This is a genomic window from Streptococcus oralis (assembly GCF_026782375.1).
GTDB classification, from domain to species: domain Bacteria; phylum Bacillota; class Bacilli; order Lactobacillales; family Streptococcaceae; genus Streptococcus; species Streptococcus oralis_CL.
Genome location: NZ_JAKUWJ010000001.1, coordinates 930,303 through 955,083, shown reverse-complemented (window position 1 = coordinate 955,083; position 24,781 = coordinate 930,303). Strand labels below are relative to the sequence as shown.

Sequence of the window (24,781 nt, the reverse complement as noted above, 5' to 3'; positions counted from 1 at the left end):
AAATCCAGGATTTCATCCGTGTTCCAATTTCTTTCTATGAAAAATCTCTGCAAGCTCTTTCAAAATATGGTAGAATGGATGCAGTAGAATTAGAAAAGGAAATCGATTATGAAATTTCTTGAATTAAATAAAAAACGTCATGCGACTAAGCATTTTACTGATAAGCCGGTAGATCCCAAAGATGTGCGTACGGCTATCGAAATCGCAACCTTGGCCCCAAGTGCCCATAACAGCCAGCCATGGAAGTTTGTGGTGGTTCGTCAGAAAAATGCTGAATTGGCAAAATTGGCTTATGGTTTGAACTTTGAACAGGTATCATCAGCACCTGTAACCATTGCCTTGTTTACAGATACAGATCTTGCCAAACGTGCCCGCAAGATTGCCCGAGTTGGTGGTGCAAAGAATTTCTCAGAAGAGCAACTTCAATATTTTATGAAGAATCTGCCTGCTGAATTTGCACGTTACAGTGAGCAACAGGTCAGCGACTACCTAGCACTCAATGCAGGTTTGGTTGCCATGAACTTGGTTCTGGCTTTGACAGACCAGGGAATCGGTTCTAATATTATTCTTGGTTTTGACAAATCAAAAGCCAACGAAGTCTTGGAAATTGAAGAACGCTTCCGTCCTGAGCTTTTGATTACTGTAGGTTACACAGACGAGAAATTAGAACCAAGCTACCGCTTGCCAGTAGATGAAATCATCGAGAAAAGATAGAAGGAAGAAAAAATGACAGCAATTGATTTTACAGCAGAAGTAGAAAAACGCAAAGAAGACCTCTTGGCTGACTTGTTTAGCCTTTTGGAAATCAACTCAGAACGTGACGACAGCAAGGTAGATGCGCAACATCCATTTGGACCTGGCCCAGTAAAAGCATTGGAAAAATTCCTTGAAATCGCAGACCGTGATGGCTATCCAACTAAAAATGTTGATAACTACGCAGGACATTTTGAGTTTGGTGAAGGAGAAGAAGTTCTCGGAATCTTTGCTCACATGGACGTGGTGCCAGCTGGTAGCGGTTGGGACACGGACCCTTACACACCAACTATCAAAGATGGTCGCCTTTATGCGCGTGGAGCTTCAGACGACAAGGGTCCAACAACAGCTTGTTACTATGGTTTGAAAATCATCAAAGAATTAGGTCTTCCAACTTCTAAAAAAGTTCGTTTCATCGTCGGAACAGATGAAGAATCAGGTTGGGCAGACATGGACTACTACTTTGAACATGTAGGACTTGCGAAACCAGACTTTGGATTCTCACCAGATGCTGAATTCCCAATCATCAATGGTGAAAAAGGAAACATCACGGAATACCTCCACTTTGCAGGTGAAAATACAGGTGCAGCCCGTCTTCACAGCTTCGCAGGTGGTTTGCGTGAAAACATGGTACCTGAATCAGCAACAGCAGTCGTTTCAGGTGACTTGGCTGACTTGCAAGCTAAACTAGATGCCTTTGTTGCAGAACACAAACTCAGAGGAGAAATCCAAGAAGAAAACGGTAAGTACAAGGTTACTATTATCGGTAAATCAGCTCACGGTGCTATGCCTGCATCAGGTGTCAACGGTGCAACTTATCTTGCCCTCTTCCTTAGCCAATTTGCTTTTGAAGGACCTGCAAAAGACTACCTTGACATTGCTGGTAAGATTCTTTTGAATGACCACGAAGGTAAAAACTTGAAAGTAGCTCATGTGGATGAAAAGATGGGTGCCCTTTCTATGAATGCAGGTGTCTTCCGCTTTGATGAAACAAGTGCTGACAATACGATTGCTCTCAATATTCGCTATCCAAAAGGAACCAGTCCTGAGCATATCCAGTCAATCCTTGAAAACTTGCCAGTTGCTTCTGTTAGCTTGTCAGAACACGGTCACACCCCTCACTATGTGCCAATGGAAGATCCACTTGTGCAAACCTTGTTGAATGTCTATGAAAAACAAACTGGACTTCAAGGTCATGAGCAAGTCATCGGTGGTGGAACCTTTGGTCGTTTGCTAGAACGTGGTGTTGCCTACGGTGCAATGTTCCCAGACTCTATCGATACCATGCACCAAGCTAATGAATTTATCGCCTTAGACGATCTCTTCCGAGCAGCAGCAATTTATGCAGAAGCTATCTATGAATTAATCAAATAAAACGATAGAAGTCTGAGATTTTATGCTTAGACTTCTTTTTGGAGGGAAAACAGATGTCTCAAATCGAAAGAATCAAGCAAGCCATTATGGCGGATCCACAGAATACCAGCTATACAGAACGCGGAATCGAACCTCTCTTTGCAGCGCCAACAACTGCTCGTATCAATATCATCGGTCAAGCGCCTGGTCTCAAAACTCAGGAGGCAGGTCTTTACTGGAAGGATAAGAGTGGTAATCGTCTGCGTGAGTGGTTAGGTGTAGATGAAGATACCTTTTACAATTCAGGTTATTTTGCAGTTCTGCCCATGGATTTCTACTTTCCAGGACATGGAAAATCAGGCGACCTTCCACCTCGTAAAGGCTTTGCCGAAAAATGGCATCCCCAACTCTTGCAAGAATTACCCGATATCCAATTAACTCTTTTAATCGGCCAGTATGCCCAAGTCTACTATTTACATGAGAAAATTAGTGGCAAAGTAACAGAGCGGGTAAAACACTACAAAGACTATTTGCCAGAATATTTTCCTCTAGTTCACCCTTCTCCTCGTAACCAAATCTGGATGGCCAAAAATCCTTGGTTTGAGTCAGAAGTGGTGCCAGATTTGAAAGCATTGGTACAAAAGATTATTCATCAATAAAGGAGAAAAACTATGGATGCTTATCAACAAGTAGCTAATAAGTTGCAAGAGTTGGGAATTATCTTTGATGTGGTGGAGCACCCACCTGTATTTACGACAGAGCAGGCAGATAGCTATATTGAAGGAATGGAAGGAGTCCGGACTAAGTCCATGTTTTTGACCAATAGAAAGAAAACCCAGTACTATCTGCTCATCATGGATGACAAGAAACGATTGGATATGGATGACTTTAAAGTTCAAGTGGGAGCCGATCGGATTCGAATGGCCTCATTGGACTCCTTGGCTGAGAAAATGAACCTGCTAGCAGGAACGGTATCACCTTTTGGTTTGTTAAATAATGATGAAAAAGACATTCTAGTTTATTTTGATAAGGACATTGTATCGGAGGATATCATGACTTTTCATCCCAATACTAATGAAAAGACCATCTTTATTAAAACCCAAGACTTGTTCCGATTTTTAGAGTCGATTGGATTTACCTATGGGGTTTTAATCTTGCCTTAATGGCATCAAAAAGAAGAAATGATGAAAGAAATTGTTTTTGACAAATTCTACCAACTTTACCAGAAAGAATCCCTTTCTGTATTAGATGTGAGAGGAGTAGAAGAGTTGAACAATGAGCAGTTGCATTATGTCATTTGTAAATCAGGGATGAGATCAGCTCGTGCTTGTCAATTTCTAGCTGAACAGGGTTATGACGTTATCAATGTCCAAGGTGGAATGACGTCCTTTGAAAATCTTTAAACCAATATGGCGATAAATCCTAATCTTCCCTTGCTTGGTTTTAACCGAGTGAGGGATTTTATTTTTAGACTATTCTTATTTTTTAAAATATTGAAAACATTCAATGATTAATTTTAGATACTTTTTTCAAAGTTTTAATCATGGTATACTAGGTCAGTATTTTAGAAATATGAAGGAGATTTTTATGGCTAAAAAAGGTGCCCTAACAGGTTTGCTCCTGTTTGGAATATTTTTTGGTGCGGGGAACTTGATTTTTCCGCCTTCTCTAGGTGCCCTATCTGGAGAACAGTTTCTTCCTGCCATTGCAGGTTTTGTATTTTCGGGTGTTGGGATTGCTGTCCTAACGCTTATCATCGGTACGCTCAATCCCAAAGGATACATTTATGAGATTTCTAAGAAAATCTCACCTTGGTTTGCGACTCTTTATCTTGCAGTCCTCTATCTATCGATTGGTCCATTCTTTGCCATTCCACGTACAGCAACAACAGCTTATGAGGTCGGTATCAGCCCTCTCTTGTCTGAAGCAAATAAAGGCCTAGGATTGATTATCTTTACCGTGCTTTACTTTGCCGCAGCCTATCTGATTTCACTCAATCCATCAAAGATTTTGGATCGTATCGGACGAATCTTGACGCCAGTCTTTGCTTTGCTAATCGTTATCTTAGTTGTACTAGGTGCCTTTAAATATGGCGGAACAAGTCCTCAAGTAGCTTCAGAAGCCTATCAAGCATCTGCTTTCGGAACAGGATTCTTAGAGGGGTATAACACCTTGGATGCCCTTGCCTCAGTTGCCTTCAGTGTCATCGCTGTTCAAACCTTGAAACAACTTGGATTCTCCAGTAAGAAAGAATACATCTCAACTATTTGGGTTGTTGGTATTGTTGTAGCTCTTGCCTTCAGTGCTCTCTACATCGGTTTAGGATTCCTTGGAAATCACTTCCCAGTTCCGGCAGAAGTCATGAAGGGTGGAACACCAGGAGTTTATATCTTGTCGCAAGCAACTCAGGAAATCTTTGGTTCAACAGCTCAACTCTTCCTTGCTGTTATGGTAACTGTAACCTGCTTCACAACGACAGTTGGCTTGATCGTCTCGACAGCAGAGTTCTTTAACGGACGTTTCCCACAAATCAGCTACAAGGTCTATGCAACTGCCTTTACCTTGATTGGATTTGCCATTGCAAACCTCGGTCTGGATGCGATCATCAAGTACTCAATTCCAGTATTGGTAATCTTGTATCCAATCACTATTGCCATTGTGATGATTGTGATTGTTAATAAGTTTGTACCTCTATCAAAACCGGGTATGCAGTTAACAATAGGAGTTGTCACAGCAATCGCTGTTGCAAGTGTTCTTGGAAGCTCCTTTAAGATTGAGTTTCTAGCAAATCTTGTGAATGCTTTGCCTTTTGCTAAGGCATCTCTCCCATGGTTGGTGCCAGCTATCATCGGGATCTTGCTTTCCTTGGTCCTTCCGAACAAGCAAGAAAGCGATGTTTTTGAAATGGAATAAAAAAACTTGGCCTTGGCCAAGTTTTTTCTATTAATCTTAGTTGGTTTTTTCAGTGTAACCAGATTCTTCTAGCATTTTCTTCGAAGCTGCATAACTTATACGGTTTCCAAAGCCAGAAAATTCGTTCGGCATTGCTTTTTTAGGTCAGCAAGAGTTGCAACAGTCATGTCAACTTCCATGCTTAGAATAACTTTTTCGTCTTTGATTTCAATTTTTTGTGTTACCCCTTTGACACCCTCATAACCTTTATAAGTATCCTCAACAATTTCTTTAATGCCTTCTGCTGTATTATCAAGTTTAGTAGGATCAAAAACATTATAAACTGTTTGTTTTAGAATGTCGTCTCCTTTTACGGTATAAGCTAAGGTAGACTCAATACCAGGCTTGCTGTTGTGAACAAAGGTGTGAGTTTTCGTTTCCTCTTTCTTTTCAGATGATTGTTCTGTGCTCTGCTTGGTTTCGCTTGACTGAGCAGTTTTGTCTTCCTTGGCACTGTTACTAGTAGGTGCTGATGCCTGTTTAGAGCATCCCATTAGAAGGACGAGAGCAGCCGCAAGGACAAGAGATGTTTTAAAGTAAGATTTCATATCCATTGCTTTCCTTTCATAATCAAAGTATTTGTATTATAACACGAATGGAGGATGCAAGCAATCAGAAGAACCCAGTAAACAATCCCACTGACAGTAAAAAGATATGCTTGGATTTGCCTTCTTGGCTAGCTTCTAGCTCTTAATCTCCATTTCATTTGAACAAGGATTTCATTTTGATTGATTCCCTCGTGATATAAAAAACACCCCAAAGATAGCTTGGTGACTATCGTATGGGGTGTCCATTATAAGGTCAGTTTTTGTCTGTTTTTAAGGATGAAAGATTAGTTGCTTTCTTCAGTGAATCCCATTCCTTCTAGTGCTTTTTTAGAGTTTGAGAAGCTGACACGATTGCCGATACCAGAATATTCTTCAGGAAGTGCTTTTCTAAGTTCGCTAATGCTTGCAACTGAGAAGTCTACTTCGAGATCTTGAACAACTTTTCCATCTTTGATTTCAATCGTTTGTTTAACACCTTTGAGTCCATTATAACCTTTGTACTTTTCTTCGATAAAACTCTTGACATCTTCTGGAGTTGCACCAAGGATTTCAGGATCAGCAATGTTATGAGCTGATTGCTTGATAACATTGTCGCCGTCTACAGTATAAACCAAGGTAGAAGTGATTCCAGAATTGCTTTTGTTTACAAAGGTATGTGTTTTAGTTGTTTCTTTCTTTTCAGATGATTGTTCAGTGCTTTGTTTGCTCTCACTTGACTGAGTTGTTTTGTCTTCTTTGCTACTGCTGTTGGTAGGTGTTGATGCTTGTTTGGAACATCCGAGCAGGAGGACAAGTGAAGCCGCAAGGGCAAGTGAGGTTTTAAAGTAAGATTTCATATCCTTTACTTTCCTTTCATAATCAAAGTATTTGTATTATAACATGGATCCATAGTGAAATCAACTAGAAGGATAAGACCCTTTTCCAAAGGGATTCAGCTAGAAAAGTGATATAATGGTAGGAAGAGGTGAAGAAATGAATCAAACTGTAAACTATATCAAAGAATTAACCGCTATTGCATCTCCAACAGGCTTTACTCGTGAGATTTCAGACTACCTAGTCCATACTTTAGAAGAGCTTGGTTACCAGCCGGTTCGAACAGCTAAGGGTGGTGTCAATGTAACAATCAAAGGTCAAAACGACGAAGAACACCGCTATGTAACTGCCCATGTGGACACACTTGGAGCCATTGTGCGTGCAGTCAAGCCAGATGGTCGTCTCAAATTGGACCGGATCGGTGGTTTTCCTTGGAACATGATTGAGGGAGAAAACTGTACTGTTCATGTGGCTAGTACAGGTAAAACGGTATCTGGAACGATCCTCATCCACCAGACATCTTGCCATGTCTACAAAGATGCAGGAACTGCTGAACGCACTCAGGACAATATGGAAGTTCGTTTGGATGCAAAAGTGACCAATGAAAAAGAAACACGTGCCTTGGGTATTGAGGTTGGTGACTTTATTAGTTTTGATCCGCGAACAGTTGTGACGGAAACTGGTTTTATCAAGTCTCGCCACTTGGATGACAAGGTCAGCGCAGCAATTTTGCTCAATCTTCTTCGAGTTTATAAAGAAGAAGGAATTGACTTGCCGATGACGACACACTTTGCTTTTTCAGTCTTTGAAGAAGTGGGTCATGGTGCCAACTCAAATATTCCTAATCAGGTAGTAGAATATCTGGCTGTGGATATGGGAGCTATGGGCGATGACCAGCAGACGGATGAGTACACAGTATCTATCTGTGTCAAGGATGCTTCCGGTCCTTATCACTATGACTTCCGTCAACACTTAGTAGCTTTGGCGAAAGAGCAAGATATTCCATTTAAGCTGGATATCTATCCATTTTATGGATCGGACGCTTCAGCAGCTATGTCTGCAGGAGCAGAGGTCAAGCATGCCCTCCTTGGTGCGGGAATCGAGTCCAGTCACTCTTATGAGCGTACCCACATCGATTCAGTAGTAGCGACTGAGCGTATGGTAGATGCCTATCTCAAGAGCGAGGCGGTATCATAGAATGTGCTTAATCTGTCAGAGAATCGAACTCATCAAAGCTGGAGAAAATCCCTACTTTGTCAAAGAACTAGAAACAGGCTATGTTGTTATTGGAGACCACCAATACTTTAAGGGCTATACCTTATTTTTAGCAAAAGAACATGTCACAGAACTCCATCATATGGAAACTTCTGTAAAACTTCGCTTTTTAAAGGAAATGAGTTTGGTCCAAGAAGCAGTCGCCAAAGCATTTGAGGCTGAAAAGATGAATATTGAACTCCTAGGAAATGGCGATGCCCACGCTCATTGGCATCTTTTTCCGCGAAGAGCAGGTGATATGAAGGGACACGGACTTAATGGCCGTGGCCCAGTCTGGTGGGTACCCTGGGAAGAAATGGCAGCAGAAGATTGCCAAGTACAATCGCCAGAGCGGGAAGAGATGATTAAAATCTTATCTCATGAATTGGAGAAGCATTTGGCCTAAGAGAGAGGAAGAAAGAAATGAAAAAAAGATATGTCATTTTATCTGGTTTACTAGCATTGACTCTTGCAGCTTGTTCGCAAGAAAGAACGAAAGTTGAAGAAAATACTCAAAAAACAGAACAAACTAGTCAACCTGAAGGAACTGTAGGCAGCAAATCTCAAGCTTCTAGTCAGAAAAAGGCAGAAGTTAGCAATAAAGGAAACTATTATAGTATCCAAGGAAAATACGATGAGATTATCCTAGCTAATAAACGTTATCCTTTGTCAAAAGACTACAATCCAGGAGAAAATCCAACAGCCAAGGCAGAGTTGCTCAAACTAATCGCGGCAATGCAAGCAGCTGGCTACCCAATCAGTGACCACTACAGTGGTTTTAGAAGTTATGAAACTCAGGCTAAGCTCTACCAAGACTATGTCAATCAAGACGGGAAGGAAGCAGCAGATCGCTACTCAGCACGCCCAGGTTACAGTGAACACCAGACGGGTCTTGCTTTTGACCTTATTGGGACAGATGGTGATTTAGTTACTGAAGAAAAGGCAGCCCAGTGGCTCTTGGATCATGCGGCTGACTATGGCTTTGTTGTTCGCTATCTCAAAGGCAAGGAAAAGGAGACCGGCTACATGGCCGAAGAATGGCATCTCCGCTACGTTGGAAAAGAAGCCAAAGAAATTGCTGCAAGTGGTCTCAGTTTGGAAGAGTACTATGGCTTTGAAGGCGGCGATTACGTCGATTAAAAATGAAAGTTTTCTCTTGCATTTTTAGATAAATAGTGTATAATGGAAAGGTATGTGTAAAGCATACTTGTGGGAGGTAAAAATCTTACATTACCGCCAAAACCACAAAGGAGGATTTAAAAATGGCTAAAAAAGTCGAAAAACTTGTAAAATTGCAAATCCCTGCTGGTAAAGCTACACCAGCTCCACCGGTTGGACCTGCTCTTGGTCAAGCTGGTATCAACATCATGGGATTCACAAAAGAGTTCAACGCTCGTACAGCTGATCAAGCTGGAATGATTATTCCAGTTGTTATCTCAGTATACGAAGATAAATCATTTACTTTCATCACTAAGACACCACCAGCTGCTGTTCTTTTGAAAAAAGCTGCAGGTGTTGAAAAAGGATCAGGTACACCTAACAAAACTAAGGTTGCTTCAGTTACTCGTGCGCAAGTACAAGAAATTGCAGAAACTAAGATGCCAGATTTGAACGCTGCAAACCTTGAGTCTGCAATGCGTATGATCGAAGGTACTGCTCGTTCTATGGGATTCAACGTTGTTGACTAATCAATAACATCCCAATATAACCCGCAAGACTTCATCATTTCGAGAAGTGACGTGGGAGATGAAAATCGATTGAACCACTTACAAGGAGAATAGAAAATGGCTAAAAAAAGCAAACAACTTCGTGCTGCTCTTGAGAAAATCGACAGCACAAAAGCGTACAGCGTAGAAGAAGCTGTAGCTCTTGCAAAAGAAACTAACTTTGCAAAATTTGATGCAACTGTAGAAGTTGCTTACAACTTGAACATTGACGTTAAAAAAGCTGACCAACAAATCCGTGGAGCAATGGTATTGCCAAACGGTACTGGTAAAACAGCTCGCGTTCTTGTATTTGCACGTGGTGCAAAAGCTGAAGAAGCAAAAGCTGCTGGTGCAGACTTCGTTGGTGAAGACGACCTAGTTGCTAAAATCAACGACGGTTGGTTGGACTTCGACGTAGTTATCGCAACACCTGATATGATGGCTCTTGTTGGACGTCTTGGACGTGTCCTTGGACCACGTAACTTGATGCCAAACCCTAAAACTGGTACTGTAACAATGGATGTTGCTAAAGCAGTTGAAGAGTCTAAAGGTGGTAAAATCACTTACCGTGCAGACCGTGCAGGTATCGTACAAGCTATCATCGGTAAAGTTTCATTTGAAGCTGACAAGTTGGTTGAAAACTTCAAAGCATTCAACGAAACAATCCAAAAAGCGAAACCAGCTACTGCTAAAGGAACTTACGTAACAAGCTTGACTATCACAACTACTCAAGGTGTTGGTATCAAGGTTGACGTGAACTCACTTTAATCAATAAATATATAAAAAACGAGTGCGAAAGTGCTCGTTTTTTTAGGTACGACGGGCATTCCGTTCATCTGAGGTGTAAGTCCTCTGTGGCTACCATATACTAGTAAACCCAAAAGTGATTCCCAAGCCTGACTATTGTGAGTAGCTGATCGAACGGCATTAGGATAGACTGTTTAAGTCTGACGTTGGAAATAAGAATCGGCAGAGAAAGAGATAGAGAAATCTTGGCTATACGAATAGGCACGTGATAGTAAAGCGTATATAGCGGATAAGGAGGCCAGCAACTCTAAAGTACAAATATGTAGTCGTAACCTATATGAGTAAACTACGTGAGCAATTGAATTCGAACTAGAGAGGTGATTAATAGATTTATGCTATAGTCATGGCAGTTTGTATGCTTTTGATTCTAGTTTATCAAATAATAGATTAGAATTGTCAGATAATATAATTTTATGTTATAATGAAGAAAAAATAGAGGTGTTCAAATGTCAGAAGCAGGTCATAAGTTTTTAGCAAAACTGGGGAAAAAACGCTTACGTCCAGGTGGAAAACGTGCTACAGATTGGTTAATTGCGGAAGGAGGATTTTCAAAAGAAAAGAGAATACTAGAAGTTGCGTGCAATAGGGGAACTACAGCAATTGAGTTGGCACAGCGTTTTGGTTGTAAGATAACTGCTGTTGATATGGATGGACAAGCCTTAGAAGTGGCTAAAAAATCTGCTGAAATGGCAGGTGTTGGTCATTTGATTAGATTTGAAAGAGCAAATGCAATGAAACTTCCTTATGAAGATGCTAGTTTTGATATTGTTATAAATGAAGCTATGCTGACTATGCAAGCCGATCAAGCTAAGAAAAAATGTGTAATGGAGTATCTAAGGGTTTTAAAACCTGAAGGTCTTCTTTTGACACATGATGTGCTTCTTAAGGAAGCTGAAGAGTCTGTCAGACAGGAACTGTCACAAGCAATTCATGTAAATGTAGGTCCTTTAACTCAAGATGGTTGGGAACAGGTGATGATAGAATCAGGTTATCGTGATGTGAAAATATTGACTGGTGAAATGACATTAATGAAATTATCAGGTATGATTTATGACGAAGGTTGGCTAGGAACTTTGAAAATTTGCGTAAATGCTTGTAAAAAGGAGAATAGAAAGCAGTTTTTAACTATGTATAAAATGTTTGCTAAGAATAAACAGAAATTGGGCTTTATTGCTATGGCTAGTTATAAATCGTCAAATCGTTAGATAATTATTGGAGTTAACTTTTCCTTGTTTCTTTCTTAAAAAATATGCTATAATAGAGAGTAAAAAACTTTGAAAGAAAGAAAAAGATGAATTTAAAAGATTATATCGCAACGATTGAAAATTATCCCAAGGAAGGCATCACCTTCCGTGATATCAGCCCATTGATGGCAGATGGCAATGCCTATAGCTATGCTGTTCGTGAAATCGTTCAGTATGCAACTGACAAGAAAATCGACATGATCGTGGGACCAGAAGCCCGTGGTTTTATCGTTGGCTGTCCCGTTGCCTTTGAGTTGGGGATTGGATTTGCTCCTGTACGTAAACCAGGAAAATTGCCACGTGAAGTCATTTCAGCTGACTATGAAAAAGAGTACGGTATTGATACCTTGACCATGCACGCGGATGCCATCAAACCAGGTCAACGCGTTCTCATCGTAGATGACCTCTTGGCGACAGGTGGTACTGTCAAGGCAACCATTGAAATGATTGAAAGACTTGGCGGAGTTGTAGCCGGTTGTGCGTTCTTGATTGAACTTGATGAGCTTAAAGGCCGTGAAAAAATCGGAGATTACGATTACAAGGTACTTATGCATTATTAATGAAAAACAGTCCTTGGGGCTGTTTTCTCTTCATCTGCTATATAAACAAACTATAGCTAGTTAGAGAAAAACTATAATTGAAAACTATATCTTCTTGCAGTATAATAAAAGGACTAAGTGTTTGAGATTTGACTTCAAACACATTCAATTATTTCTAAAAGAGTACAGTTAGGAGAAGGTTATGCCGATTAGAATTGATAAAAAATTGCCAGCTGTTGAGATTTTACGGACAGAGAATATCTTTGTCATGGATGATCAACGTGCGGCCCACCAAGATATCCGTCCCTTGAAAATTTTGATTTTAAACCTAATGCCCAAAAAAGTGGTCACAGAGACCCAGTTGTTACGGCATTTAGCAAATACTCCTTTGCAATTGGACATAGACTTTCTCTATATGGAGAGCCACCGTTCCAAGACGACTCGTGCAGAGCATATGGAGACTTTTTATAAAACTTTTCCTGAAGTCAAGGACGAGTATTTTGATGGGATGATTATCACAGGGGCTCCGATTGAGCATTTACCATTTGAGGAAGTGGACTATTGGGAGGAATTCAGTCAGGTGCTTGAGTGGTCCAAGACCCATGTCTATTCGACCCTTCATATCTGCTGGGGTGCCCAAGCAGGTCTTTATGCTCGCTATGGAGTTGATAAACACCAGATGGAGCAGAAATTGTCAGGCATTTACCCGCAGGATACCTTGAAAGAGGGCCATCTTCTCTTTCGTGGTTTTGATGATAGCTATGTAGCTCCCCATTCTCGTTATACAGAAATCTATAAGGAAGAGATATTAGGAAAAACCAATCTGGAAATCCTCTCTGAGGGAGAACAAGTCGGCGTTTCTATTTTAGCCAGTCGGGATCTTCGTGAGATTTATAGTTTTGGTCATTTAGAATATGACCGTGATACTCTAGCAAAAGAGTATTTTCGTGATTGTGAGGCAGGACTTAATCCTAACATTCCGGAAAATTACTTCAAAAATGATGATGTGAATGAGACACCGTGTCTCTGTTGGTCTTCATCAGCTGCCCTCTTTTTCAGTAACTGGGTTAACTATGCTGTTTATCAGGAAACTCCTTTTGACTGGAAAAAGGTAGAGGACGATGCAGCTGCATTTGGATATCTATAAGAGGAATTATGACATATTTTGACGCTTTTAAATCAGGGAACTTGGTTTTGCCAAGTGCCCTGCTCTTGCATTTTAAGGAACTCTTTCCTTCCAGCGAAGATTTTTTGGTCTGGCAATTTTTCTATTTACAAAATACCACAGCCCTAGGAGATGTTTCACCTAGTCAGATTGCTGAAATCATTGGGAAAGAGGTGGCAGATGTCAACCAATCTATTTCGAATTTGACTGAAAATGGTTTGCTACAATATCGAACCATTGAACTAAACGGGGAAATTGAGCTGATTTTTGATGCTAGTTTGGCTTTTGAACGCTTGGATAGCTTACTAGATAGCCAAACTCCAGCTACAACAGTCCCAAACCCGCAGAATCAGTTGAAGGATCTGGTTGAAACTTTTCAGCAGGAATTGGGACGCTTATTAACACCATTTGAAATCGAAGACCTTTCTAAGACGGTCAAAGAAGACGGAGTTAAGGCGGATTTGATCAAGGAAGCTCTCCGAGAGGCCGTTCTCAATGGCAAGCCAAACTGGAAATATATTCAAGCCATCCTACGAAACTGGCGCCATGAAGGTATTCAGTCTGTGACTCAGGTAGAGGCCAAACGAGCAGAGCGAGACGTCAACAATCCCAAACAAGTTCAGGCTTCGGCTGATTTTCTCGATGCCATGAATTTGTGGCAAGATTAGTCGCTTGAAAAATCTTGAAAATTAGAGTAAGGTTTGCAAGCTCCTTATAAATATGATAAAATAATAGAAAATAAAATGAAAAAAGAGGTATGTGAAATGTCACGTAAACCATTTATCGCTGGTAACTGGAAAATGAACAAAAATCCAGAAGAAGCAAAAGCATTCGTTGAAGCCGTTGCCTCAAAACTTCCTTCATCAGACCTTGTTGAAGCTGGTATCGCAGTTCCTGCACTTGACTTGACAACTGTTCTTGCTGCTGCTAAAGGTTCAAACCTTAAAGTTGCTGCTCAAAACTGCTACTTTGAAAATGCAGGTGCTTTCACTGGTGAAACAAGCCCACAAGTTTTGAAAGAAATCGGTACAGACTACGTTGTTATCGGTCACTCAGAACGTCGTGACTACTTCCATGAAACTGACGAAGATATCAACAAAAAAGCAAAAGCAATCTTTGCAAACGGTATGCTTCCAATCATCTGTTGTGGGGAGTCACTTGAAACTTACGAAGCTGGTAAAGCAGCTGAATTCGTAGGTGCTCAAGTATCTGCTGCTTTGGCTGGCTTGACTGCTGAGCAAGTTGCTGCATCCGTTATCGCTTATGAGCCAATCTGGGCTATCGGTACTGGTAAATCAGCTTCACAAGACGATGCACAAAAAATGTGTAAAGTTGTTCGTGACGTTGTAGCTGCTGACTTTGGTCAAGAAGTTGCGGACAAAGTTCGTGTTCAATACGGTGGTTCAGTTAAACCTGAGAACGTTGCTTCATACATGGCTTGCCCAGACGTTGACGGTGCCCTTGTTGGTGGTGCGTCACTTGAAGCTGAAAGCTTCTTGGCATTGCTTGACTTTGTAAAATAATCTAAGTTATTCCAGACAGTCTTCTAAGACTGTCTTTTTTATAGATGCTGTAAATTTTTCTTAAATTATCAGTCTATTACAACTTTTTTAATATGGGTTAATTTTCTTGCTTTTGTCTACTAGGTGTAGTATACTGAGATAGTAATCAATAAATATGGTTGCAAAAATAATATTATGAGGTGAGAAAAATGGTAGAATTGAAAAAAGATGCATTAAAAGACGTTACAACATTATCTAAAACAGCGCCAGTAGCATTGGCAAAAACAAAGGAAGTATTGAACCAAGCAGTAGCGGACTTGTATGTGGCTCACATTGCCCTTCACCAAGTACACTGGTATATGCGTGGTCGTGGTTTCCTCGTATGGCATCCAAAAATGGATGAATACATGGACAGCCTTGATGGCTATCTTGACGAAATCAGTGAACGTTTGATTACTCTTGGTGGCAAACCTTACTCAACTTTGACAGAGTTCCTTCAACACAGTGAAATCGAAGAAGAAGAAGGAGAATTCCGTAACGTTGAAGAAAGCTTGGAACGTGTTCTAGCAATTTATCGCTACCTCATCACTCTTTTCCAAAAAGCTTTGGATGTAACTGACGAAGAAGGTGATGATGTTACAAACGATATCTTTGTTGGTGCTAAGGCTGAACTTGAGAAAACAGTTTGGATGCTTACAGCAGAACTTGGACAAGCTCCTGGTTTGTAAGATATAGTTGCTACCCCTTTTATCATGAGGTGCCTGATAAGTGCCCATGACCAATCATCTTTTAAAAGTCATGTAACTGTAAAAAGTTGCATGATTTTTTTGTCTGCTGGACTTAGGACACATTGTCAAAAGTAGGATTTTACGGTATAATAGTTGCTGTTCAATAACATATGAATTTTAAAGAATAATTGTTAGTTTAAGGAGGACTTATGAACAACTTACCAAATTGCCCAAAATGTAATTCAGAATATGTCTACGAAGACGGAAGTCTCTTGGTCTGCCCAGAGTGTGCCTATGAGTGGAATCCTGCAGAAGTTGCAGAAGTAGAAGAAGGTGTTGTTGCTATCGATGCCAATGGAAATAAATTGGCTGACGGCGATACTGTAACCTTAATCAAGGACTTGAAAGTAAAAGGTGCGCCAAAGGATTTGAAACAAGGAACTCGCGTTAAAAATATCCGTATCGTAGAAGGTGACCACAACATCGACTGTAAGATTGATGGTTTTGGAGCTATGAAACTCAAGTCAGAATTTGTTAAGAAAATCTAGCCATGAAACTGAATTATAAATTTATCTTTTATAGTCGTGTGCTCTTGTTTTTAGCGGCATTTACAGGAGTTTATTTGGAGATTACCAAGCACGGTGGCTTTGGTATGCTCCTTTACTACACAGTGTTGTCCAATCTTTTGGTAACGATTTTCACGGGTTATCTACTCCGTGTGATGAGCCGTTCAGGTGAAAATTGGCAAAGTCCGACCTTGCTTCGTCTCAAGGGTGGTGTTACCATGAGTATCATGATTACCTGTGTGATTTACCATTTTATGCTTGCTCCGATCGCGACAGACTTTTACCGTGTGGAAAATTTCCTTTGCCACTATATCGTTCCACTCTGGTTTTTAGCCGACACCCTCTTCTTCGATAAACGTGGTCAATACAAGATCTGGGATCCAGTCTTGTGGACCATCTTGCCCTTGATTTATATGATTTTTGCCTTGTTTAATGGCTTGGTCTTAAAACTCAATATTCCGAATTCCAAGGACAATCCCTTCCCTTATTTCTTTTTAAATGTGAACAAGGGTTGGGACGTGGTTATCAAATGGTGTTTGATCATTTTTGCGGCCTATATGGTTGCAGGCTTCATCTTCTATCTGATCAAGCAAATCAAGCGAAAATAGTCTTCCTATTAGGAAAGTTAGGACGGAGTCTCTAGTTCAATCGGGCTCCTTCTTTTCTTGCCATCTTCCTTTTAAAAGGATCAACAGTGAGAAATATACAGAAAGAAAATTCATGAAACAATATTTAGAACGGGCTAGTATTTTGGCCCTCTCCCTCGTTTTGATTACCTCCTTCTCCATCTCAAGTGCTCTGCCAGCCATGTTTGACTACTATCAAGGCTATCCCAAAGAACAAATCGAGCTCCTGGTCAGTCTTCCTTCTTTTGGAATTATGATTATGCTGGTTTTAAATGGGTTTTTGGAGCGGTTATTTCCTGAGCGACTTCAGATTAGTCTAGGACTTCTCATCCTTTCTATCGGTGGAACTGCCCCTTTCTGGTATCAGGAGTACAACTTTGTCTTTGCGATGCGGATTTTATTTGGCTTGGGTGTTGGAATGATTAATGCCAAGGCCATTTCCATCATTAGCGAACGCTATCATGGAAAGACACGGATCCAGATGTTGGGTCTTCGCGGATCAGCAGAAGTTGTCGGGGCATCGATTTTGACTCTAGTGGTAGGTCAACTCTTATCCTTGGGATGGACAGTGACCTTCTTGGCCTACAGTGCGGGATTTTTAGTATTGATTCTTTATCTGCTCTTTGTCCCTTATGGGAAAGAAAAGAAAGAAACAAAGAAAAAAGAGGCCGAAACGACTCGTTTGACAGGAAAGATGAAAGGATTAATTTTTCTATTAGCTGTCGAAGCAGCAGTTGTTGTCTGCACCAACACAGCTATCACCATTCGTATTCCTAGTCTGATGGTGGAAAGAGGTCTAGGGGATGCCCAGTTATCGAGCTTGGTTTTAAGTATCATGCAGTTGATTGGTATCTTGGCAGGTGTGAGTTTTTCTTTCTTTATCTCTCTGTTTAAAGAAAGGTTGCTCCTTTGGTCAGGTATTACCTTTGGATTGGGGCAGATTGTGATTGCCTTATCTCCGTCATTGGGTGTGATGGTGGTTGGAAGTGTTGTGGCAGGTTTTTCTTATAGTGTGGCCTTGACCACTGTCTTTCAGCTTCTTTCTGAAAGAATCCCAGCTAAGCTCCTTAATCAAGCAACATCTTTTGCAGTGCTAGGATGCAGCTTTGGAGCCTTTACGACACCTTTCATTCTTGGGGCGATTGGCTTGGTGACTCAAAACGGTATGTTGGTCTTCACCATTCTAGGCTGCTGGTTGATTGTCACTTCTATCTTTGTTATGTACGCACTTCAAAAGAGAGCTTAGGATTAATTTCCTAAGTTTTTCTTTTTGAAATTTGTACCCAGACAATTATTGGTTTTTAAACTTGTTTACACTTTTATTTCCTGATAAAATAGAAGTTATGACAAGATATAAAGCAACTATTTCCTATGATGGTTATGCCTTTGCTGGTTTTCAGCGCCAGCCTTATGCGCGGAGCGTGCAAGAGGAAATTGAGAAAACCTTAATAAGACTCAATAAGGGGCAAGCCATCGCTGTTCATGGTGCTGGTAGGACGGATAGTGGGGTCCATGCTCTGGGACAGGTCATTCATTTTGATCTGCCCTATCAGATGGATGAGGAAAAACTCCGTTTTGCTCTGGATACCCAGTCTCCAGAAGATATCGATGTGATTTCGATTGAGATTGTGGCGGATGATTTTCATTGCCGTTATGCAAAACATAGCAAGACCTATGAGTTTATAGTAGATAGGGGTCGTCCTAAAAATCCGATGCGCCGTCACTATGCTACTCACTTTCCCTATCCCCTCGATGTAGAGCGGATGCAAGAGGCTGTCAAGAAATTAGAAGGAACCCATGATTTCACCGGTTTTACAGCATCTGGAACCAGTGTAGAGGACAAGGTTCGGACCATTACAGAAGCTAGTCTTAGTGTTGATGAGACAGGCCAATTTTTGACCTTTAGCTTTTCAGGAAATGGCTTCTTGTATAAGCAGATTCGCAATATGGTGGGGACGTTGCTCAAAATCGGAAATAATCGGATGCCAGTTGAGCAGATTGACCTCATCTTAGAGAAGAAGGACAGGCAACTTGCGGGTCCAACGGCGGCACCAAATGGCTTGTATTTAAAGGAGATTCGTTATGAAGAATAATCGTATTTTATCCCTTTCTGGGAATGATATTTTTAGTGGTGGTGGTTTGTCAGCTGATTTGGCGACCTATACCTTAAACGGCTTGCATGGTTTTGTAGCAGTGACTTGTTTGACAGCCTTGACAGAAAAGGGGTTTGAAGTCTTTCCGACTGACGATGCCATTTTTCAACATGAATTGGATAGCTTGCGTGATGTCGAGTTTGCAGGGATTAAGATTGGCCTTCTTCCTACTGTCAGTGTGGCTGAGAAGGCCTTGGACTTTATCAAGCAACGTCCAGGAGTGCCTGTGGTATTGGACCCCGTTTTGGTCTGCAAGGAAACGCACGACGTGGCTGTTAGTGAACTCTGTCAAGAGTTGATTCGTTTTTTCCCTCATGTCAGTGTGATTACGCCAAATCTTCCTGAAGCAGAATTGTTGGCTGGTCAGGAAATTAAAACATTGGAAGACATGAAAGCTGCAGCGCAGAAATTGCATGATTTAGGAGCGCTAGCAGTCATTATCAAGGGAGGCAATCGCCTCAGTCAGGATAAGGCTGTGGATGTTTTTTATGATGGACAAACTTTCACTGTTCTAGAAAACCCAGTCATTCAAGGACAAAATGCTGGTGCAGGTTGTACCTTTGCCTCAAGCATTGCCAGTCACTTGGTTAAAGGTGATGAACTTTTACCAGCAGTAGAGAGCTCGAAAGCTTTCGTTTACCGTGCTATTGCACAAGCAGATCAATATGGAGTAAGACAATATGAAGCAAACCAAAACAACTAAAATCGCCCTTGTATCCCTCTTAACCGCCCTTTCAGTAGTCCTAGGTTATTACTTGAAAATTGGAACGCCAACAGGAATATTGACTCTCTTGGATGCAGGTATTTTCTTTACTGCCTTTTACTTTGGCAGTAAAGAAGGAGCTGTCGTTGGAGGACTAGCAGGATTCCTAATTGACCTTCTATCAGGCTATCCACAGTGGATGTTCTTTAGCTTGATAAATCATGGCTTGCAAGGTTATTTTGCAGGTTTTAAAGGGAAATGGCAATGGCTGGGCCTAGTCTTAGCTACTATCGTCATGGTAAGTGGCTACGCTCTGGGCTCAACCCTAATGAATGGCTGGTCAGCAGCCTTACCAGAAATTCTTCCAAACTTCCTGCAAAATACCTTGGGGATGATTGTGGGATTTGTGGTCTTTCAGAGCGTCAAGAAGATAAAATAAAAAAGTCAGCTTCAATAGCTGACTTTTTGCTTGTCTATATTTAATCAAAATAAAGCAAATCTTTGCTGGTGCTTGTAAAGAGGTCAAAGCCATCCTTAGTGACGACACCGCAGTCTTCGATACGAACACCGACTTTACCAGGGATATAGATACCTGGTTCAACAGAGAAGCACATGCCTTCTTCGATGACCATGTCGTTTCCTTCCATGATAGAAGGGAATTCGTGGACATCCATACCGATACCGTGACCGAGACGGTGGTTGAAGTACTCGCCATAACCGGCTTTTTCGATGACTTCACGTGCGGCGCGGTCTACTTCATGAGCAGTCACACCTGGCTTGATGAAGTCAAGGGCAGCTTGTTGGGCTTCTAGAGTCAAGTTATAAATATCCTGCTTGAATTGGTCTGGTTTGCCGACAGCTACTGTACGAGTCATGTCTGAGGCGTAGCCATTAACCATGACACCTAAGTCAAAGAGGAGAAGAGCGTTATTTTCGACCTTGTTCGCTCCAGGGATTCCGTGAGGATTTGCAGCGTTATCACCAGTCAAGACCATGGTATCAAAGCTCATTTCATAACCTTCACGCTTCATAGCAAAGTCGATTTGGGCAATGATATCTGTCTCAGTCTTATCAAGAGAAATATTGTCAAAACCAACTTTTACAGCTTTATCAGCATAGAGCCCTGCAACCATCATTTTTTGGACCTCGTCAGCTGATTTGATGAGGCGCATGCGTTGGATGCGAGGAGTGAGGTTTTCAAACTCAGCAGTTTCAAAAACTGTTTTCAAACCATGGTATTTGGTTAAGATGAGATTGTCAAACTCGACTGCCACACGTCTGAAGTCTAACTGTGGCAAGGCATTTTGGATTTTCTTCCAAGGGTTTTCAGAGTCCACATAGCCCACAACTGGGAAAGAGACAGTGCTGCTTGCACGCTCAACCTCAAGGGCTGGGACAAAGAGTAGAGGTTCCTGATCTGCTAGAACAAAGAGGAACATTTGGCGTTCATGGGGATCACTGTAAAAGCCAGTGAGGTAATTAATAGTGACGGGGTCAGATACGACAGCGACGTCTAGTTTTTCTGATTCAAGATATGTTAGGATTTGTTGTAATTTAGACATATGCTACCTTCTTTCTACCCCTCTATTTTGGCAAAAAAAGAGAGAAAATGCAAGGGAGAAGGGTAAAAGAACAGGCAAAAAGAACCCCGACAAGATAGCGGAGTTCTTTGATATGGTTTTCCTTGGTTTAAGAAAAGTCAGCCTTGCTTTTGACGTCGCTGTATTCTTCAGCGATTTCTTGACTGAGGATGTCCTCATAGGCAGGGAGTTGGATATCCTGACCGTATTTCTTCTTAAGAGCAGTAGTGACCAGGCGATAAGCTAGTTTGGCATTACGAGAGAGGATAGGTCCGTGGAAGTAGGAACCAAAGACATTCTTATAATGAACCCCTTCGCCGATCTTTTCTTCGTTATTTCCATTTCCATAGACAACCTGACCCAGCGGTTTTTGGTCATCTGAGAGGAAGGTACGGCCCTGGTGATTTTCAAATCCATAGTAGGTTTCATTGAAATCTTCATTGTGAATCTTGATGTCACCGATAAAGCGGTTATTGGTCTGGTTGAGGGTATAGTGGCCCATGACCCCTAGACCTTCGATGCGCTTGCCTGAAGCTTCAACATAATATTGACCCAATAGTTGGAAACCACCGCAGATGGCTAGAACAACACCATCGTTTTGGATGTAGTTGTCAATGCTCTCTTTTTTAGCAGGAAGATCGCCAGCGATGATGCTTTGTTCAAAGTCTTGACCGCCACCGAAAAAGGCGATATCATAGTGGTTTTCATCAAAGTCATCATGGAGAGAAACGATGTCAACCGTCACATGAGCTCCCAGTTTTTCAGCCACATACTTGAGCATAAGGATGTTTCCATTGTCTCCATAGGTATTCATGAGGTTTCCATAGAGGTGGGCAATGTTGAGCCGATAAGGGTAGTTGCCAGCTTTTGAGGAAAGTGAAGTATAAACCATTAGTTCATCTCCTTTCTAACAATCTGACGACTAGCCAGCAGTTCGCGGAATTCCAGCATAGCAGTATAGGTAGCCAGGATATAGGCATGTTTGCAGTCTTGGTTCTCAATGGTTTTGAGAACTTGCTCCAGATTGCTTGTTTCAGTGATTTTATCAGCTGGGTATCCTGTCACCCGTAGACGACGCGCGATTTCAGAATGACGAACACCACCAGCGTTGATTTCAGGAATGTCCATGTCAGTGATTTGTTCAAAGTCCGCATCCCAGATCCAGCTGGTATCTATTCCATCTGCATAGTTGGCGTTGAGAAGGACAGATAGGCTAAATGGATAAGGAGCTAGTTTAATCATCTCGATAGCCTGAGTTGCACCGACTGGATTCTTAATCAAGACGAGAGTACATTCCTTGTCGCCGATATGGAAGGTTTCCTGACGACCAAAGACTGCACGACTCTTGTCAAATCCTTGTTTGATCCGCTGTGAATCTGCACCGAGGAAGCGAGCAATGGCAACCGCAGCAAGGGCATTGTAGATGTTGTAAAGTCCACCGATTTGGATTCCGTATTCTTGTCCGTCAATGACAAAACGAGAGCGATTGTTGGTTAACTCAACCAATTCTGTCAGACGGTAGTCCAAGTCAGGTCGTTTGCAGCTACAATTTTCGCAGATATAGGCACCCAAGTTGGCATAGGTATTGTGTTCGTATTTGAGGATACCTTGGCAGTCAGGACAGAGGATTCCTTCGGTATTGTAGTGAGCTAGTTGGGCTGGTCCTTTTTCCAAGTCAAAACCAAAATACTGAACTGGATTTGGAATAGCTGGCTTGTAGAAAAGTGGACTGTCACCATTGAGGAGAACAGTAGCCGTAGGCACCTTACGAATGGCATCCAAAATCATGTTATAAGTTGTGTAAATCTCACCATAGCGGTCCATCTGGTCACGGAAAATATTAGTAATGACAAAAAGGCTAGGATGGATGTAGTCACAGATACGAGATAGACTGGCCTCGTCAATTTCTAGAACGGCAATGTTTTTCCCAGTTTTAGAGGAATTGGCCGTCAAGAAGGTTGTCGTAATCCCTGTGATCATATTGGCACCGCTTGGATTGGTCAGAACCTGACCATAGACTTCTTTTAAAATGCCGACAGTGAGGGCAGTTGTCAGGGTTTTCCCATTGGTTCCAGTGACCACGACAATCTCGTAGTTCTTAGCTAGATTTTGTAAAATATCTTTATCAAATTGAAGGGCAAGTTTTCCAGGGAGTGTACTTCCACGTCCAAGACGACTCAAAATAAAGTGAGAAGAACGCCCAGCAAGAAGGCCCAAAGTAGTTTTTAATTTCATGTTTCTATTATATCATAAAAGAAAGAAAAGACAGATTTGAGATTTCGCATAAACAAAAACAGCCCGATGAGGGCTGTTAGATACGATGTAGTCTCAACTTAAATCGCAAACAAGTCATTCAAGTTCTCAGCCAAGGTTGGGTGAGTGAAGATTTGTTTTGTGAAGTAAGTATAAGGAATCTTGTTGTCCATTGCAACAGTGATGATGTTAATGATTTCTTGAGAACCTTCTGAGAAGATAGTTGCACCGAGAATTTCTTTTGTTTCAGTGTTGACAACAGCTTTAAAAGCACCTCGAAGGTCGCCATTTACATGACCACGAGGCATCGCAGCAACAGGGATTTCCTTGACAGCGTATGGAAGTTTCAAATCAGTTGCTTGGCTTTCTGTCAAACCAACTTGTGAAAGTGCTGGTGTGATGAACATGGTGTTTGGCACATTAAGACGGTCTTCAAGTGTGTAGCTGCCATCTCCAGCAAGGTAACTATAGACAACACGGAAGTCATCAAGTGAGATGTAGGTAAATTGAGGTCCACCGTTGACGTCTCCAACTGCAAAGACACCAGGAACGTTTGTTTGACAATGTTTGTCTACCTTGATAGCACCACGCTCAGTTAGTTCAATATCTGTATTTTCAAGTTGAAGTGGTTCTACGTTTGGCTTACGTCCAGTTGCGTAGAGAAGGGCGTCGAAACGGTAAGTTTCATTTTCAGTTACGACGAGAACTTGGTCACCGTCGTTTTTGATTTCAGTAGTACGGATGTTCTGAAGCAATTCAATGCCGTCTTCTTCCATGTATTGTTTAGCAAGAGCTGCAATGGAAGGTTCTGCACGAGGTAGGAAAGTATCCAAGGCATCTAGGACTGTGACTTTGCTACCAAGTTTGTTGTAGAGTCCTGCAAATTCAAGACCGATGTTTCCACCACCAAGAACTCCAAGTTTCTCAGGCAATTTGTCCAAGTTTTGGATACCTGTTGAGTCAAAGACGTTTTTACTTGTAGCAAGTCCAGGGATTGGCAAAACGTTTGAAACAGCACCAGTGTTGATAACGATAGTTTCAGCAGTCAGCTCTTGTTTTTCATCACCAGCCTGGATTTCGATGACTTTGTTTGAAAGGAAGTGAGCTTCCGCATCAAAGATCTCCGCCCCTGTACCCGCAACAGTAGCATAGTTTTTACCGTTAAGGCGACTAGTGATGGTATTTTTGGTAGCAATGACTTCTTCAAAAGACAAGTCTTTCTCAGCAGCAACTAATAAGGTCTTAGTTGGGATACAACCGATGTTGATACAAGTTCCACCGTACATAGCTTTGCTACGTTCAACCAGGGCAACTTTTTTGCCAGCTGAAGCTAGTTTACCAGCCAGTGTTTTCCCAGCTTTACCAAATCCAATAACGATTAAATCATATGTTAACATTTATAGTCCTCCTATTCGAATTTCATTCTAGCACAAGAAAAAAACTTTTGCACAATTCTGCTACGAAAAAGACAGAAAAAGATAAAAACGCTTTCCAGACAAAAAACTAGTAATTTTTTGACAAGCTTGATAAACTAAA

General features: G+C 41.4%; 28 protein-coding genes and 1 pseudogene. 23 read left to right on the top strand and 6 right to left on the bottom strand.

All coding sequences use genetic code 11. The features are described from left to right. The first annotated feature begins 108 nt into the window (after window positions 1–108). From MK409_RS04775 to brnQ, 6 genes are all read left to right on the top strand, one after another. Entirely contained in the window at window positions 109–714 is a 606-nt protein-coding gene (locus tag MK409_RS04775; protein ID WP_268705502.1) for a nitroreductase family protein, read from the top strand. A gap of 12 nt (window positions 715–726) precedes the next feature. Further along, window positions 727–2,127: a dipeptidase PepV gene (pepV, locus tag MK409_RS04770; protein ID WP_268705501.1), complete on the top strand. Its 1,401-nt coding sequence runs from the start codon at window positions 727–729 to the stop codon at window positions 2,125–2,127. A 53-nt stretch (window positions 2,128–2,180) separates the two neighbouring features. Beyond that, window positions 2,181–2,765, top strand: coding sequence for a uracil-DNA glycosylase family protein (locus MK409_RS04765; protein WP_268705500.1), 585 nt, complete (start codon window positions 2,181–2,183; stop codon window positions 2,763–2,765). Window positions 2,766–2,777: 12 nt separating this feature from the next. After that, window positions 2,778–3,269 carry a prolyl-tRNA synthetase associated domain-containing protein gene (locus tag MK409_RS04760; protein ID WP_268705499.1) on the top strand — a complete coding sequence of 164 codons (492 nt, stop codon included), beginning with the start codon at window positions 2,778–2,780 and terminating at the stop codon, window positions 3,267–3,269. A gap of 21 nt (window positions 3,270–3,290) precedes the next feature. Further along, on the top strand, window positions 3,291–3,509 hold the full coding sequence (locus tag MK409_RS04755; RefSeq protein WP_268705498.1) for a rhodanese-like domain-containing protein: 219 nt from the start codon (window positions 3,291–3,293) through the stop codon (window positions 3,507–3,509). A gap of 184 nt (window positions 3,510–3,693) precedes the next feature. Next, entirely contained in the window at window positions 3,694–5,019 is a 1,326-nt protein-coding gene (brnQ, locus tag MK409_RS04750) for a branched-chain amino acid transport system II carrier protein (RefSeq protein ID WP_268705497.1), read from the top strand. 36 nt (window positions 5,020–5,055) lie between these two features. Here brnQ and MK409_RS04745 read toward each other — a convergent pair. Both MK409_RS04745 and MK409_RS04740 read right to left on the bottom strand, forming a co-directional pair. Next, window positions 5,056–5,606 (bottom strand): annotated as a pseudogene (locus MK409_RS04745) (DUF1307 domain-containing protein). A 284-nt stretch (window positions 5,607–5,890) separates the two neighbouring features. Further along, window positions 5,891–6,442, bottom strand: coding sequence for a DUF1307 domain-containing protein (locus tag MK409_RS04740; protein WP_268705496.1), 552 nt, complete (start codon window positions 6,440–6,442; stop codon window positions 5,891–5,893). 136 nt (window positions 6,443–6,578) lie between these two features. Between MK409_RS04740 and MK409_RS04735 the strand changes: the two genes are divergently transcribed. The 17 genes from MK409_RS04735 (at window position 6,579) to MK409_RS04655 (ending at window position 19,851) form a co-directional block, all read left to right on the top strand. Beyond that, window positions 6,579–7,616 carry a M42 family metallopeptidase gene (locus tag MK409_RS04735; RefSeq protein WP_268705495.1) on the top strand — a complete coding sequence of 346 codons (1,038 nt, stop codon included), beginning with the start codon at window positions 6,579–6,581 and terminating at the stop codon, window positions 7,614–7,616. 1 nt (window position 7,617) lies between these two features. Beyond that, window positions 7,618–8,079 (top strand): HIT family protein, encoded by a 462-nt coding sequence (locus tag MK409_RS04730; protein ID WP_081544102.1) that lies wholly within the window; start codon window positions 7,618–7,620, stop codon window positions 8,077–8,079. A 17-nt stretch (window positions 8,080–8,096) separates the two neighbouring features. Beyond that, on the top strand, window positions 8,097–8,813 hold the full coding sequence (gene ldcB, locus MK409_RS04725) for an LD-carboxypeptidase LdcB/DacB (protein ID WP_268705494.1): 717 nt from the start codon (window positions 8,097–8,099) through the stop codon (window positions 8,811–8,813). 122 nt (window positions 8,814–8,935) lie between these two features. Beyond that, window positions 8,936–9,361 (top strand): 50S ribosomal protein L11, encoded by a 426-nt coding sequence (gene rplK, locus MK409_RS04720; RefSeq protein WP_001085804.1) that lies wholly within the window; start codon window positions 8,936–8,938, stop codon window positions 9,359–9,361. Window positions 9,362–9,457: 96 nt separating this feature from the next. Beyond that, window positions 9,458–10,147 (top strand): 50S ribosomal protein L1, encoded by a 690-nt coding sequence (rplA, locus tag MK409_RS04715; RefSeq protein ID WP_001085672.1) that lies wholly within the window; start codon window positions 9,458–9,460, stop codon window positions 10,145–10,147. Window positions 10,148–10,632: 485 nt separating this feature from the next. Then, window positions 10,633–11,391, top strand: coding sequence for a class I SAM-dependent methyltransferase (locus MK409_RS04710; RefSeq protein WP_268705493.1), 759 nt, complete (start codon window positions 10,633–10,635; stop codon window positions 11,389–11,391). An 86-nt stretch (window positions 11,392–11,477) separates the two neighbouring features. Then, window positions 11,478–11,990, top strand: a complete 513-nt coding sequence (locus MK409_RS04705; RefSeq protein WP_001049316.1) for an adenine phosphoribosyltransferase — start codon at window positions 11,478–11,480, stop codon at window positions 11,988–11,990. A gap of 181 nt (window positions 11,991–12,171) precedes the next feature. Continuing rightward, window positions 12,172–13,116, top strand: a complete 945-nt coding sequence (gene metA, locus MK409_RS04700; protein WP_268705492.1) for a homoserine O-acetyltransferase MetA — start codon at window positions 12,172–12,174, stop codon at window positions 13,114–13,116. Window positions 13,117–13,124: 8 nt separating this feature from the next. Continuing rightward, the gene (locus tag MK409_RS04695; protein ID WP_268705491.1) at window positions 13,125–13,802 is read left to right on the top strand and encodes a DnaD domain-containing protein; all 678 of its coding nucleotides are present in this window, start codon (window positions 13,125–13,127) and stop codon (window positions 13,800–13,802) included. 96 nt (window positions 13,803–13,898) lie between these two features. After that, complete coding sequence (tpiA, locus tag MK409_RS04690; RefSeq protein WP_125449200.1) at window positions 13,899–14,657, top strand: triose-phosphate isomerase; 759 nt, start codon at window positions 13,899–13,901, stop codon at window positions 14,655–14,657. Window positions 14,658–14,845: 188 nt separating this feature from the next. Further along, the gene (locus MK409_RS04685; protein ID WP_125848366.1) at window positions 14,846–15,364 is read left to right on the top strand and encodes a Dps family protein; all 519 of its coding nucleotides are present in this window, start codon (window positions 14,846–14,848) and stop codon (window positions 15,362–15,364) included. 209 nt (window positions 15,365–15,573) lie between these two features. Further along, complete coding sequence (locus MK409_RS04680; RefSeq protein ID WP_001061600.1) at window positions 15,574–15,912, top strand: zinc ribbon domain-containing protein YjdM; 339 nt, start codon at window positions 15,574–15,576, stop codon at window positions 15,910–15,912. 2 nt (window positions 15,913–15,914) lie between these two features. Continuing rightward, window positions 15,915–16,538, top strand: a complete 624-nt coding sequence (locus MK409_RS04675; RefSeq protein ID WP_095726192.1) for a Pr6Pr family membrane protein — start codon at window positions 15,915–15,917, stop codon at window positions 16,536–16,538. A gap of 112 nt (window positions 16,539–16,650) precedes the next feature. Next, window positions 16,651–17,802 carry an MFS transporter gene (locus tag MK409_RS04670; protein WP_076984396.1) on the top strand — a complete coding sequence of 384 codons (1,152 nt, stop codon included), beginning with the start codon at window positions 16,651–16,653 and terminating at the stop codon, window positions 17,800–17,802. A gap of 97 nt (window positions 17,803–17,899) precedes the next feature. Next, window positions 17,900–18,649, top strand: a complete 750-nt coding sequence (gene truA / locus MK409_RS04665; protein ID WP_268705490.1) for a tRNA pseudouridine(38-40) synthase TruA — start codon at window positions 17,900–17,902, stop codon at window positions 18,647–18,649. Beyond that, window positions 18,639–19,412, top strand: coding sequence for a bifunctional hydroxymethylpyrimidine kinase/phosphomethylpyrimidine kinase (locus MK409_RS04660; RefSeq protein WP_268705489.1), 774 nt, complete (start codon window positions 18,639–18,641; stop codon window positions 19,410–19,412). Before truA ends, MK409_RS04660 begins: the two co-directional genes overlap by 11 nt. Continuing rightward, complete coding sequence (locus MK409_RS04655) at window positions 19,390–19,851, top strand: ECF transporter S component (RefSeq protein ID WP_049518925.1); 462 nt, start codon at window positions 19,390–19,392, stop codon at window positions 19,849–19,851. The genes MK409_RS04660 and MK409_RS04655 overlap by 23 nt, the downstream gene beginning before the upstream one ends. A 40-nt stretch (window positions 19,852–19,891) precedes the next feature. Here the strand turns inward: MK409_RS04655 and MK409_RS04650 are convergent, their stop codons facing one another. From MK409_RS04650 to MK409_RS04635, 4 genes are all read right to left on the bottom strand, one after another. Continuing rightward, window positions 19,892–20,974, bottom strand: a complete 1,083-nt coding sequence (locus MK409_RS04650; protein ID WP_000040900.1) for a M24 family metallopeptidase — start codon at window positions 20,972–20,974, stop codon at window positions 19,892–19,894. 127 nt (window positions 20,975–21,101) lie between these two features. Then, the gene (gatD, locus tag MK409_RS04645; protein WP_268705488.1) at window positions 21,102–21,884 is read right to left on the bottom strand and encodes a lipid II isoglutaminyl synthase subunit GatD; all 783 of its coding nucleotides are present in this window, start codon (window positions 21,882–21,884) and stop codon (window positions 21,102–21,104) included. Continuing rightward, complete coding sequence (gene murT, locus MK409_RS04640) at window positions 21,884–23,227, bottom strand: lipid II isoglutaminyl synthase subunit MurT (protein WP_000770020.1); 1,344 nt, start codon at window positions 23,225–23,227, stop codon at window positions 21,884–21,886. The genes gatD and murT overlap by 1 nt, the downstream gene beginning before the upstream one ends. A 98-nt stretch (window positions 23,228–23,325) precedes the next feature. Beyond that, window positions 23,326–24,642, bottom strand: a complete 1,317-nt coding sequence (locus MK409_RS04635; protein ID WP_268705487.1) for an FAD-containing oxidoreductase — start codon at window positions 24,640–24,642, stop codon at window positions 23,326–23,328. Window positions 24,643–24,781: the final 139 nt, after the last annotated feature.